This is a genomic window from Klebsiella sp. 141251 (assembly GCF_050600725.1).
Classification (GTDB): Bacteria; Pseudomonadota; Gammaproteobacteria; order Enterobacterales; family Enterobacteriaceae; genus Klebsiella; species Klebsiella aerogenes.
In genome coordinates, this window is the sequence record NZ_JAQIRG010000002.1 from 573,537 (window position 1) to 586,135 (window position 12,599).

Below are 12,599 nucleotides of genomic sequence, written 5' to 3' on the forward strand. Positions count from 1 at the left end.
TGACCAGTAGCCCCGGTAAGCGCAGCGCCACCGGGGACAACCGGCCAAACTACGGCGTAATTTGCTCCATCGCCTGCAATACGCGTTTGTCCGAGATCGGATACGGAGTACCCAACTGCTGAGCAAAGAAGCTGACGCGCAGCTCTTCGATCATCCAGCGGATCTCCTGTACGTCGTCATCATCACGGCGATTCGGCGGCAGCTTATTCAACCACTGCTGCCACGCCTGTTGCACGCTCTCGACTTTCAGCATCTGGGCGCGGTCACGGTGTGGATCGATTGCCAGCTTCTCAAGACGCTTTTCAATTGCCTGCAGATAACGCAACGTATCGCCGAGACGGCGGAAACCGTTGCCGGTCACAAAGCCGCGATAAACCAGACCTGTCATCTGCGCTTTAATATCCGACAGCCCCAGGGCCATCGTCATATCTACCCGCCCTTTCAGACGCTTATTGATGTTAAATACCGCCGTCAGGATCTGCTCGACCTGCTTCGCGATATCGACCACCGTGTCGTTCAGTTCGGCGCGCACTTTATCGTGCAGTTTACTAAAGCCCTCTTCAGTCCATACCGGGCCGCCGGCTTCATCGATAAGCTTGTCAACGCCGCAGGAGATGCAATCGTCAATCAAATCCAGCACCTTGCCATAAGGGTTGAAATAGAGTCCCAGCTTGGCTTTGTTTGGCAGTTTCTCGTGCAGATACTTAATCGGCGACGGAATATTGAGCAACAGTAAACGGCGTAAACCACGCCACATCGCCTGCTGCTGTTCCTGTGGATTATCAAACAGTTTGATGGCTACGCTGTCACGCTCGTCCACCAGCGCCGGCCAGGCTTTCACCTTATAATTACCGCGCTTCTGTTCGTAACTCTCCGCCAGCGTGCCGAAACTCCAGATATGCAGCCCACTTTGTTCAATACCGTCGTCGGCCACCGCCGATAGCGTCTCCTGAACTTTGCCTTTCAGCGCGTCCTTCAACGCCTGCAAAGAGCGCCCTTCCTGCAGTTTCTTATTTTTGTCATCCACCACCCGGAAAGTGATTTTCAGGTGATCGGGCACCTGATCCCACTGCCAGGACTCGCGGTCGATAGTCACGCCGGTCATTTTACGCAGCTCACGCTCCAGCGAATCCAGTAACGGCAACGCCAGCGGCGTCGCGCGGCCTAAAAAAGCCTCCGCATAGTTTGGCGCCGGGACAAAATTCCGTCGTACCGGTTTCGGTAGAGATTTGATTAACGCAATGACCAGCTCGCGACGCAGGCCGGGGATCTGCCATTCAAACCCGGCTTCCTCCACCTGATTGAGCAGCGGCAGCGGGATATGCACCGTTACGCCATCGGCATCCGCACCGGGCTCAAACTGATAGCTGAGACGCAGTTTAAGATTGCCCTGATGCCAGAAGTTCGGGTAGTCCAGTTTACTGACCTGCTCCGCCCCTTCTTTAATCAGCATGCTCTTTTCAAAATTGAGCAAGTCTGGCGTTTCGCGGCTGGCCTGCTTCCACCACTTATCAAAGTGGCGAGCGGAGATGACATCGTGGCTAATGCGCTGGTCGTAAAACTCGAACATCGTCTCGTCATCCACAAGGATGTCGCGACGACGCGACTTATGCTCCAGCTCTTCGATTTCAGCGCGCAGCTTCAGGTTATCGCGGAAGAAAACATGCCGCGTCTGCCAGTCGCCCTCTACCAGCGCGTGGCGGATAAAGAGCTCACGGCACAGCGCCGGGTCAATCAGGCTATAGTTCACCTTACGCGCGGCGACGATCGGCAGGCCATAAACGGTCACCTTTTCTGTCGCCATCACCGCGCCCTGCGACCGTTCCCAGTGCGGTTCGCTATAGGAGCGTTTGATCAAATGCTGCGCCACCGGTTCGACCCACTCAGGCTCAATGCGGGCGGCAATACGCCCCCACAGCCGGCTGGTCTCCACTAGCTCCGCAACCATCGTCCACTTCGGCGGTTTCTTGAATAGACCGGAACCTGGGAAGATAGAGAACCGGGCATTACGGGCGCCGGTGTACTCCTGTTTATCGGAGTCTTTCATCCCGATATGCGACAATAAACCTGTCAGCAGCGCGGTATGAATCTCCCGGTACTCCGCCGGCTCGCTGTTGATAGGCAGGCCGAGTTCTTTCACGACCTGGCGCAGCTGGGTGTAAATATCCTGCCATTCACGCACGCGTAAATAGTTGAGGAAATCCACCCGGCACTGGCGGCGGAACTGATTCGACGAGAGCGCCTTTTGTTGTTCGCCGAGATAGTTCCACAAATTAACAAACGCAAGGAAATCAGACTCTTTATCGTGGAAACGGCGATGTTTCTCATCAGACGCCTGCTGCTTGTCCATGGGACGCTCGCGCGGATCCTGAATCGACAGCGCGGAAGTGATGATCATCGCTTCACGCACGCAGCCATGTTTCTGTGCCTCCAGCACCATCCGCGCCAGACGCGGATCCACCGGTAGCTGGCTGAGCTGACGGCCCAGTGGGGTTAGCCTATAAGCCGTTGCCTGCTCATCGGTAGTGATGGCGCCGAGCTCTTCCAACAGGCGCACGCCATCCTGGATGTTGCGCTTATCCGGCGCTTCGACAAACGGAAACGCGGCGATATCGCCCAGCCCCAGGGCGGTCATTTGCAGAATGACCGAGGCCAGGTTGGTACGCAGAATTTCCGGGTCGGTAAATTCCGGCCGCGACAGGAAATCGTCTTCCGAATAAAGACGAATACAGATACCTTCCGATACGCGCCCGCAGCGACCTTTACGCTGATTAGCGGAGGCCTGTGATACCGGCTCGATAGGCAGGCGCTGCACTTTGGTGCGATAGCTATAGCGACTGATGCGCGCGGTACCCGGATCGATAACGTATTTAATTCCAGGTACAGTCAGCGACGTTTCGGCAACGTTGGTCGCCAGGACAATGCGTCGCCCGCTATGCGACTGGAAAACCCGGTTTTGCTCGCTGTTAGATAAACGCGCATATAGCGGCAGCACTTCGGTATGACGCAAATTGAGCTTATTCAATGCATCAGCGGTATCGCGGATTTCCCGCTCGCCGCTCATAAAGATGAGGATATCGCCGGGGCTTTCGCGCCCCAGTTCATCGACGGCATCAAAAATCGCCTGCAGCTGATCGCGTTCGGTATCGTCTGCCTCTTCAACAATGGGACGATAACGCACTTCAACCGGATAAGTCCGCCCGGAGACTTCGATAATCGGCGCATGATTAAAATGGCGCGAAAATCGTTCCGGATCGATGGTGGCGGAAGTGATGATAATTTTCAGGTCCGGGCGCCGTGGCAACAGCTCTTTGAGATAGCCCAGCAGAAAATCAATGTTCAGGCTGCGCTCATGCGCTTCATCGATAATGATAGTGTCATACTGCATCAGCAGGCGATCCTGCTGGATTTCCGCCAGCAGGATACCGTCGGTCATCAGCTTAACCATGGTGTTTTCGCTGACGTGGTCGCTGAAGCGGACTTTATATCCGATACAACCGCCCGGCTCGCTCTGCAGCTCTTCAGCAATGCGGTTAGCGACGGTTCGCGCCGCCAGTCTACGCGGCTGGGTGTGGCCAATCAGGCCTTTCAGGCCGCGCCCCAGCTCCATGCAGATTTTAGGTAACTGAGTGGTTTTACCTGAACCGGTCTCACCGGCGACGATCACCACCTGGTGATCGCGCACCGCTTCGAGAATCTCTTGTTTTTTCTGGCTAACCGGCAGGTTTTCCGGATAGGTAATCGTCGGACGCGCGGCTTCTCGCAGCAGGACTTTCCCTGCTGCTTGTTCTATCTCCTGCGTCATCTCCTGCAGAATGGCCTGCTGAGCATCAGGATTTTTAACCTTCTTTACGCCATGCAGGCGGCGGCTGTAGCGCGATTTATCGCGCAGCATCAGGTCATCAAGCCGTGCATAGAGCTGCGAGAAAGTAATTTTTTGTTGTTCTGTCATAGCGTTATCGGGCAGTGCTCTGCCGGAAAAATCTCTTATGAAGTATTGCTGTAGATTACCACATCTGTTGAACTCATGCCTTGTTCAAAAAAACTGAACATAGGATTCGATATATTGCGCTATCTCTACGGCATGATTGTGAATACAGTGTCACCAGGCACCAGGGCATTGTCCCGTCAATCACATTAAAAAGGAAACACCCATGAGCAAAGTATTAGTTCTGAAGTCCAGTATTCTTGCAGGGTACTCACAATCTGGCCAGCTGTCCGACTATTTTGTTGAACAATGGCGCGAAAAACACCCGGGCGACGTGGTCACCGTGCGCGATCTGGCGGCAAATCCGATTCCGGTACTGGATGGTGAACTGGTTGGCGCGCTGCGTCCGAGCGATGCTCAGCTGACTGCGCGTCAGCAGGAAGCGTTGGCGCTCTCCGATGAGCTGATTGCTGAACTGAAAGCTAACGATGTGATTGTTATCGCTGCGCCGATGTACAACTTCAACATCCCGACTCAGCTGAAAAACTATTTTGACCTGGTTGCCCGTGCAGGTGTCACCTTCCGTTACACCGAGAAAGGCCCTGAAGGTCTGGTTACCGGCAAACGTGCCGTGGTTCTGACCAGCCGCGGCGGTATCCATAAAGATACGCCAACCGATCTGGTCACGCCGTATCTCTCTACCTTCCTTGGCTTCATCGGTATCACCGACGTGAACTTCGTGTTTGCAGAAGGCATTGCCTATGGTCCAGAAGTTGCGGCCAAAGCACAGTCCGATGCCAAAGCGGCAATCGACAGCGTGGTTGCAGCCTGATAAAACCAACCTCCCGCACCAGCGGGAGGTTTTATTCTTGCCAATAATTAAACGCTAACGCCATGTGCTGAAGCCAGCGCAGCAAGACCGCCAGCAAATCCCTGACCAACCGCTTTAAATTTCCATTCCGCACCGTGACGATAAAGCTCGCCAAAAATCATCGCCGTTTCCGTTGATGCATCTTCGGATAGATCAAAGCGCGCAATTTCCTGGCCATTATCGTGGTTATACACCCGCATATAGCTGTTCTGCACCATGCCAAAGTTTTGTTTCCGCGTTTCTGCGTCGTAGATGGTGACGGAGAAAACCAGCTTCTTGACCTCAGCGGCCACCCGGGAAAGCGTGATTTTGACCTGCTCGTCATCGCCATCACCTTCACCGGTGCGGTTGTCGCCCTGATGTTCTACGCCGCCGCAAGGACTCTTCTTATTATTGAAGAAGATAAAATTCGCATCCGATAGCACCTTGCCATCTTCGCCAACCATAAAGACCGATGCATCGAGATCGAAATCTTGCCCATCCGTTACTCGCGCATCCCAACCCAATCCCACCATCGCAATATTCATCGACGGCGCTTCTTTAGTGAGTGATACGTTACCGCCTTTAACGAGGGAAACAGCCATTTTAAACCTCCTGTTATAAACTACTGTATGGCCCGACGGACGGTCGGGCTGCTCGGTTTTTAAGATGCATTAATGCCATACTGGGCGCAGACGCTGGATAATCCGCCAGCGTATCCCTGCCCAACGGCGCGGAATTTCCACTCGCCGTTATGGCGATAAAGTTCACCAAATAGCATTGCCGTCTCGCTGGAAGCGTCTTCCGTCAAATCGTAACGGGCCACTTCAAGTTGTGAATCGTTGTTGACCAGGCGAATAAAAGCGCCTGACACCTGACCAAAACTCTGACGACGCATTTGTGCATCGTGAATGGTAACCACGAAGACGATTTTGGCGACGTTGGCCGGGATCATATCCAGTTTGATGATTAGCGATTCATCATCGCCATCGCCTTCCCCGGTGCGGTTGTCGCCGGTGTGGGTGACCGAACCGTCTGCCGATTTTAAGTTGTTGTAGAAGATGAAATCGCTATTGCTGCGCACCTTTCCCGTCTCTGATAACAGGAAGGCAGATGCATCGAGGTCAAAATCCTGGCCGTCGGTAGTGCGGACATCCCACCCTAATCCAACCAGCACGTTTTTCATTGACGGATCGCTTTTGCTAAGAGAAACGTTACCGCCTTTTGACAGTGATACGCTCATATTAAATCCTTTTTAAAGTGAACATGAATAAGGACAGCGCGAGGAATTAATGCTCCCCTGGCTGTTCCTCGTTTTTATCCTGAAAGACAAAACTGGCGACAATACCAACAATAAGCACCAGTAGAACGACATACAGACTGGCGGTCGCCGAAATACTATAGCCATGGTGCCAAAGATGATCGGTGGCGTTCAGACCAAGCTTAAAGGCAATAAAGAAAAGCAATACGATGACCGCTTTTTCAAGATGCACTAAATAATGTTTGAGTGCCTCCAATACAAAATAAAGCGTACGTAGGCCAAGGATGGCAAACATCATCGCGCTATAGACAATCAGCGGCTCCTGGCTTATTGCAATAATGGCCGGCACGGAATCAAAAGCAAACATCACATCAGAGAGTTCTACTACTGCCACGCATAGCATCAGCGGCGTTGCATATAACGCGACGCGCTTTCCGGTGCTGATAATGAGATCTTTATTTTCCGGCTTCGCCCGTTCACGCTCGACCTCTTTCGCGGTAAGTAAAAAAGCATGCCCCACTAATTTTGGCCAGATAGGGAATACACGTTTTACAAGACGGTAAGCGAGATGCTGCGAGTAATCTTCAATTTCATCGCTCTCCTCCCCGCTTTTTAACATCATGACGGCCGTCCAAAGCACAATTAAGGCAAAGACTATTTCAACATACGGGCCCAGCGCTAATAGTCCTGTGCCAATGGCGACAAAAATAGCGCGGAAAATAATCGCGCCGATCACTCCCCAGTAAAGGACGCGATGGCGATAGCGTTCCGGGATGCCAAACCAGGAGAAGATCGCCATCATCACGAAAAGATTATCGACCGAAAGCACTTTTTCTAAGGCGTAACCAGTAACAAATAAACTAGCCACTTCCGCGCCGTGGTGCACCAGTAGAAACCCGGCAAAAACCATCGCCACCGCAACCCAAAATAGTGACCATAACGCCGCGCTTTTCAGCGATATGACGCTATCGTTACGATGCATTACGAGGTCAATAACGATCGCCCCAATGGCGAGAATAATAAAAACGCTCACCGTTTCAACGGGAAAACCTAAATGAGTGGAGACCATGAAATACCTTTAAGTGCTGTGGTTAAAGACCAAACTCTTCAGCGTTAAAACCGAGCGCAGCGATTATTTCTCGGGTTGCCGCCTGTTCATCCGGGTCGAAATTACCATCGCTTTTACCCACCGCAATTCCTACCCGTACAGCCAATTGCGCAGCTTCTGGCTGATCCTTTAAGGCCAGAATATATTTCATGGTTTCACCTTTGCCGATTTCCATATCGAAATCGAAGCTGGATACCAATTTATTAAAAAAGTCGATTACTTCGTTGGTATCAAAAACTTTCATTTCTTCCGACGAGCGCAGAAAACCCATCATTTTCTGTTTTTCTTCGGCGCTAACACCATCACTGGAAACGGCAATACGAGCACATACCGCAACAGTTCCTTGCATGAATTTCTTATTTTTAAATCGCCCAACCTGTTTGACCAGTTCTACGCGGCTGGCGCTCAATGTCGATTTTACTTTATTGAATAATCCCATCGTTCCCTCACTTGGTTTTCTTTATTTTGAACCGGCTCGCCAGCGGAATCCCCAGCCGAATGCGCGATCCATCTCTTTATGGCCGGTGAAATATTGATTTATACGCTCTACTTTTATGGCGCCGTTATCATTGACTAAGCGAGCAATAGCGCACATTGTTCGACGATTATTGCCTTCGGTCAGTCGGGTTTCGATTGGCGGCTGCCCGGGAACATGTAGCGTGACGACACCATCTGTTTTATCCCAACTGGCGACCCCCTCATAAATAAAGGCATAGATTAATATCTGGTTAATTTTTTGCCATTCGCTACCATTGATCCAGATCCATTCTCCATCGTTAACCGCCCCCGTGCGATCGTCACCCTGAAGCTGAATAAAAGGCGGTTGTTGATATCGCCCAAATGCATTACCCAGTGCTTGTACTACGCTTAAATCGCCATTTTTTAATTCGACAAAAGCGCCCAGATCCAGATCAACGCTGCTGGCGCCTGCCCCTAATAATGAACCAAATAAACCTGTAGCCGAGCTTTGGCGATGCCAATTCAGATTTACGCGTATCTCGCCATAATCGTCACGTTTAGCGAGGCTGATTGCCGGTTTCTCTTTAGTCAAAGTGACCTTACTGAGGTTCACTTTCACGGGTTCATCTGCAGGGGGCAAGGCTTCATCGGCAATATCAACGCCATAGTATTCAGCGAGCGGTTTTAGGCCGCCAGTAAATCCCTGTGCGACAAAGCGAAACTTCCACTCGCCATTACGCCGATAAAGTTCGCCCAGTATCAGCGCTGCTTCATTTCGACCGTGAACATCGACCTGACACTCAATCAGCGTAGTACCGTTATGCTCCACCGCGATCGTCAAATGGCCTAATTCACCGATAGTCCTGTTATTATCGCAGGTTGCGGTAAAGGCCACTTTCTGGACATCCGCCTGCAGCAGCCCTAATGCTACCTGAAATACAGTAGCGGTATTATTAGTACTCAGCTCAATGGTATTATCATCATTTCGCGGCTGGCCGTAAAAACACATATCCGCATCGCCTCTTACCTTATTATTGGCATAGAGACGAAATGACGACACATCAATACTACTGCCCGCGCTTATTTTGATACTAAGGTTAGCAACAGGAACCGCGCTATTTCCTCCGGATAATAGTTTCATTAGCGCACCACAATGCGTAATACGTCACTTTTCATATCGTCGATGGTGCGCCCCTGAGTTGCTTGACCATGGGCGGTAAAATCCCAACTGCCGTTCTGGCGGCTTAATGAAGCAATAATAATGCCGGTATGAGAACCTTGCTCGGTTAGCTGATAGCGGGCCAATTCCTGATTATTTTGATCGAGCACGCGGCAATGGGCATTCTCAACTTCGTTAAACGTTTGGCCGCGAAAACTATTGACGGTAAAGGCCAGATATTCCACGTTAGCGGAAAGTTTCTCCAGATTAACGCGAATGACTTCATCATCACCGTCACCTTCTCCCGTTAAGTTATCGCCGCTATGCACGACAGCGCCACAGCGAGATTTCAGCTGGCCAAACCAAATGGTATCCAGCACGTTGCCATTCTTATTCAATAGAATGCAGCTTGCATCAAGGTCGATAGAACCTGCGCCACCGGAGAACAACCCGCCGAATAGCCCTTTTTTCTTTGCCCGCAGAGGATCCCAGCCCAGACCAAAAGTCAGCTGCGATAATGCCGGAGATACTTTGCTTAATGATATTGTCTGATTTTTAGTAAGTGAGACCATTTATTCTTCCCTATTAAATACATTTAGCAAATCAATATGCGTTAAAGACTCAAAAAAATCATATCATGATAAAGAACTGACACAAGGCAATTTAGAAAATTAAGAAAAAGAAAAACTCGCCGATGATAAATTATTTTAAAAATCATTACGGAGATATGAACACATTCATTTCATAAATAATCATTCCGAAAACAAAAAAGCGCCTCATATTATGATTGACATGCCAACATAGCGCTTTTAGACTCCAGTTAAATTTAACGCTGGACGCGTGGAAATAATATCAATGGAAAGAAAAATATGGATTATGGAGGGACTATCCTCCCAACGCGATATCATTTTCGGCATTAATGGTTTCACAATCAATAATAACGAACATCCTATAACCACCTACGCCTCACACAGTCAACCCCGACATGAAATATTATCAACGGCACATTTTTCATTAAGTGAACCCACCGACATCAATTCACGGATGCCATTTATTTCATCAATAGTAAAAGAGTATGGCATTGCCGCAATTCAGGTTGGCAAAGCGTGCCGCTGGTACGAACAGCACCGACGGCAGATTGAAGCGCTGGGCGTGACTCTCACCACGGGCGCCCGCCAGGTGTCCACATTTGATATTGCCGATGACAAAGTCAACTTTGCAAAAGCCATGCAAGCATGTGGGCTTCCCGTGGTGCCATCCATACGAGCCAATGATGCCAACACGCTGGAATATCTACTCAAAGCTTCGCCTTTCCCCGGCAGCCGCCTATGTGTGAAACCCGTTACCGGCATTTATGGCGCGGGGTTTTGGCTATTTGATGAGCACGCGCTTTCTACAGGTATTATTAATCATCCGGAACAGCGACGTATCCGCCCGGAACAATATATTGAAGCCGTTAAGACCAGTGAGACGTTTACTCCACTGGTACTCATGCCCTGGCTTCCAGGTCCAGAATACTCTGTCGACATGCTGCTTAGTCATGGCAAAGTACTGACAGCCATTGGCAGGCGAAAAGAAGGTGCATTGCAGTATCTGGAAAATAAAGGAGCGGCGATCGAACTTGCCTGCGCCTGCGCCGAATCACTGCATGCTGATGGTATGGTAAACGTACAGACTCGTCACAATACAGAGGGCAAACCGCTTTTACTGGAGATTAATCTACGCCCCTCCGGTGGTATTGGGTATACCCGCCACAGCGGCGTGAATTTGCCCGGGTTGTTCGCCGCGCAGCGGCTGGGTTTACTGACGGCGGATGACATTGTGCAGCGCGTAGCGCATCAATTCACCCCTGCAACCATCAGAGTCATGACAGAGAGCTGTCTATATCCTCAGAAACTCAATAATGCGCTTGCGCCTTCGCATAATGCGGAGGTGAAATGATGAAAAACGAAAACTGCTACCTCCGTCAGCTCTCAAGTGGCGAATTACGCGTGTTTCACCACGGCGAGGAAAACGAACTTCATGCACTGTTCGACATCGCTGAACGGCGCAACCCTAAAAGGGCGTTTCTCTTTGTCAGCCATGTTTTAGGTCGGCATATTCCTGTTTCGCCCGCAACCATGCGCGCAGTTTACCAGCGGCTTGCCGTAAGTTTCCCCGCCGACCTCGCCGGTCCGGTGTTGTTCGTCGGGATGGCTGAGACTGCCGTTGGTCTCGGCGCTGGCGTGTTTGACGAACTCCGCAAACGCGTTGACCGGGCAATCTATCTCACCTCTACGCGTCATCCGCAAGAGGCGGAACTACTGTGCGAATTTAAAGAAGCGCACAGCCATGCCACGGACCATTTGATTTATCTCCCCCACGATCGAGAGATGCGCCGACGGGTGCTGGAAGCTAAAACTCTGGTGCTCATCGACGATGAAGCCACGACCGGCAATACCTTCATCAATCTCGTGTCCGCGTTACACCCGCACCTGACACATTTGCAAAGTGCTGTCTCCGTGACGCTTACCGACTGGAGCGGCGATGCCTTCGCCAGGCGTTGTAACCTGCCGGTGAGCCAGATCGCGTTAGTTAAAGGACGTTGGGAATGGCATCCGCTGTCCAACGCTACACCTCCCGACATGCCTGCCGTCAATATCACCTCGCGTGGGGAGTATGCTCTTTCCCGGCGCCAGACGTGGGGGCGTCTGGGAATGATACGTCCCGCGGCAGACCTTGGCATCGAGATCAACGCAACCACAGGAGAGACTATCCTGGTACTGGGCAGCGGTGAGTTTGTCTGGGAACCATTTTTGCTGGCCGAACGCCTTGAGCAACAAGGCGCCACTGTTAAGTTCAGCGCGACCAGTCGCTCGCCGATTGCGCCTGGCATGGCGATCCAATCGCTGTTGTCATTTAACGATAATTACGGGCTGGGCATCCCAAACTTTGTCTACAACGTCGCCCACCAGCGTTTCGATCGCATTATTTTATGTATAGAGACCCCTACGAAAAGCGTTGATCCCCACCTGGTCCACGCGCTGGAGTCGCTTTGTTCGCGACTGGAGATTTTATCTTATGAATAAGCCAGTAGTATTTTCCGATCTCGACGATACGCTATTTCAGACCAGACGAAAAATGGTCAATGAACTTTCTGCGGCCCCCTTTCGTTGCGCCGCGCTGGACAGGGAAATGCGTCCGCGCAGCTATATGAACGAAGCTCAGGCCATGTTCGTCGATTGGTTGCTTGAACACGCCGAACTGATCCCCGTCACCGCCAGAGGGAGCGAAGAGTTGACGCGGGTGCAAATCCCATTTCGCTCATGGGCTATAACCACCCACGGCGCAGTCATCATGACGCCTGAAGGGCTACCGGATACCGAGTGGCAACATCATATGGTAGCTATCCTGGCGCCCTATGCTGACAGACTTAAAGCCATGCAACACGACATAACTACCCAGATGGCTATTCAAGGTATCGACGGCTGGGCGCGCATCAACGAAGAGTATGACGACGTGCCCGTTTACCTGGTGATGAAACATCGCGACAGCACCAGAATCGCCGAGCTCTACGCTTTTGCCGACTGGCTGACGCAGCGTTTCACGCTGCAGGGGTTTTATCTTCACCGCAACGGCAATAACGTTGCCTGGATACCGGAGCCTGTCGATAAAGGGCTGGCCGTCGGTTGGCTAATAAATAAATTGCAGGCCCAGCGCGGTACGTTCCCGGTGCTCGGGTTTGGCGACAGTCTTAGCGACCATCGCTTTTTGCAACTTTGCCATTGGTTTGCCGTCCCCCAGCAGAGCCAGTTTGCCACAGCTATCAATCACCACATTTTCGCAGGTTCTTAA

The 12,599-nt window shown here is 51.4% G+C and carries 11 protein-coding genes; 4 read left to right on the forward strand and 7 right to left on the reverse strand.

Annotation, left to right across the window (positions count from 1 at the left end):
- Positions 1 to 49 precede the first annotated feature (49 nt).
- The gene (gene hrpA / locus PGR09_RS07310; RefSeq protein ID WP_289577699.1) at positions 50 to 3,952 is read right to left on the reverse strand and encodes an ATP-dependent RNA helicase HrpA; all 3,903 of its coding nucleotides are present in this window, start codon (positions 3,950 to 3,952) and stop codon (positions 50 to 52) included.
- Between the two features lie 202 nt (positions 3,953 to 4,154).
- On the opposite strand from hrpA, the gene azoR reads away from it, so the two are divergent.
- Complete coding sequence (azoR, locus tag PGR09_RS07315; protein WP_045393899.1) at positions 4,155 to 4,760, forward strand: FMN-dependent NADH-azoreductase; 606 nt, start codon at positions 4,155 to 4,157, stop codon at positions 4,758 to 4,760.
- Between the two features lie 47 nt (positions 4,761 to 4,807).
- On the opposite strand, the gene PGR09_RS07320 is transcribed toward azoR, so the two are convergent.
- From PGR09_RS07320 to PGR09_RS07345, 6 genes are read right to left on the reverse strand one after another with little or no spacing between them, the layout of a single operon-like run.
- A complete protein-coding gene (locus PGR09_RS07320) occupies positions 4,808 to 5,383 on the reverse strand; it encodes a TerD family protein (RefSeq protein WP_045393896.1) in 576 nt (191 codons plus the stop codon).
- Between the two features lie 59 nt (positions 5,384 to 5,442).
- Positions 5,443 to 6,021 (reverse strand): TerD family protein, encoded by a 579-nt coding sequence (locus tag PGR09_RS07325; RefSeq protein WP_430915987.1) that lies wholly within the window; start codon positions 6,019 to 6,021, stop codon positions 5,443 to 5,445.
- 46 nt (positions 6,022 to 6,067) lie between these two features.
- Positions 6,068 to 7,108: a TerC/Alx family metal homeostasis membrane protein gene (locus PGR09_RS07330; RefSeq protein WP_045393891.1), complete on the reverse strand. Its 1,041-nt coding sequence runs from the start codon at positions 7,106 to 7,108 to the stop codon at positions 6,068 to 6,070.
- Positions 7,109 to 7,130: 22 nt separating this feature from the next.
- Entirely contained in the window at positions 7,131 to 7,586 is a 456-nt protein-coding gene (locus tag PGR09_RS07335; protein WP_045393888.1) for a tellurite resistance TerB family protein, read from the reverse strand.
- Positions 7,587 to 7,607: 21 nt separating this feature from the next.
- A complete protein-coding gene (locus PGR09_RS07340) occupies positions 7,608 to 8,747 on the reverse strand; it encodes a TerD family protein (protein WP_430915988.1) in 1,140 nt (379 codons plus the stop codon).
- Complete coding sequence (locus PGR09_RS07345) at positions 8,747 to 9,337, reverse strand: TerD family protein (RefSeq protein WP_315710696.1); 591 nt, start codon at positions 9,335 to 9,337, stop codon at positions 8,747 to 8,749. Before PGR09_RS07345 ends, PGR09_RS07340 begins: the two co-directional genes overlap by 1 nt.
- Before the next feature lie 283 nt (positions 9,338 to 9,620).
- Between PGR09_RS07345 and PGR09_RS07350 the strand changes: the two genes are divergently transcribed.
- From PGR09_RS07350 to PGR09_RS07360, 3 genes are read left to right on the forward strand one after another with little or no spacing between them, the layout of a single operon-like run.
- On the forward strand, positions 9,621 to 10,706 hold the full coding sequence (locus PGR09_RS07350) for an ATP-grasp domain-containing protein (protein WP_315710698.1): 1,086 nt from the start codon (positions 9,621 to 9,623) through the stop codon (positions 10,704 to 10,706).
- Positions 10,703 to 11,833 carry a phosphoribosyltransferase domain-containing protein gene (locus tag PGR09_RS07355; RefSeq protein WP_226473728.1) on the forward strand — a complete coding sequence of 377 codons (1,131 nt, stop codon included), beginning with the start codon at positions 10,703 to 10,705 and terminating at the stop codon, positions 11,831 to 11,833. The genes PGR09_RS07350 and PGR09_RS07355 overlap by 4 nt, the downstream gene beginning before the upstream one ends.
- Complete coding sequence (locus PGR09_RS07360) at positions 11,826 to 12,599, forward strand: hypothetical protein (protein WP_045393878.1); 774 nt, start codon at positions 11,826 to 11,828, stop codon at positions 12,597 to 12,599. Before PGR09_RS07355 ends, PGR09_RS07360 begins: the two co-directional genes overlap by 8 nt.

Excerpts from the sequence above, each read along its gene's own strand:
- hrpA (WP_289577699.1), bottom strand. The coding sequence starts at position 3,952 with ATGACAGAACAACAAAAAATTACTTTCTCGCAGCTCTATGCACGGCTT.
- azoR (WP_045393899.1), top strand. The coding sequence starts at position 4,155 with ATGAGCAAAGTATTAGTTCTGAAGTCCAGTATTCTTGCAGGGTACTCA.
- PGR09_RS07320 (WP_045393896.1), bottom strand. The coding sequence starts at position 5,383 with ATGGCTGTTTCCCTCGTTAAAGGCGGTAACGTATCACTCACTAAAGAA.
- PGR09_RS07325 (WP_430915987.1), bottom strand. The coding sequence starts at position 6,021 with ATGAGCGTATCACTGTCAAAAGGCGGTAACGTTTCTCTTAGCAAAAGC.
- PGR09_RS07330 (WP_045393891.1), bottom strand. The coding sequence starts at position 7,108 with ATGGTCTCCACTCATTTAGGTTTTCCCGTTGAAACGGTGAGCGTTTTT.
- PGR09_RS07335 (WP_045393888.1), bottom strand. The coding sequence starts at position 7,586 with ATGGGATTATTCAATAAAGTAAAATCGACATTGAGCGCCAGCCGCGTA.
- PGR09_RS07340 (WP_430915988.1), bottom strand. The coding sequence starts at position 8,747 with ATGAAACTATTATCCGGAGGAAATAGCGCGGTTCCTGTTGCTAACCTT.
- PGR09_RS07345 (WP_315710696.1), bottom strand. The coding sequence starts at position 9,337 with ATGGTCTCACTTACTAAAAATCAGACAATATCATTAAGCAAAGTATCT.
- PGR09_RS07350 (WP_315710698.1), top strand. The coding sequence starts at position 9,621 with ATGGAAAGAAAAATATGGATTATGGAGGGACTATCCTCCCAACGCGAT.
- PGR09_RS07355 (WP_226473728.1), top strand. The coding sequence starts at position 10,703 with ATGATGAAAAACGAAAACTGCTACCTCCGTCAGCTCTCAAGTGGCGAA.
- PGR09_RS07360 (WP_045393878.1), top strand. The coding sequence starts at position 11,826 with ATGAATAAGCCAGTAGTATTTTCCGATCTCGACGATACGCTATTTCAG.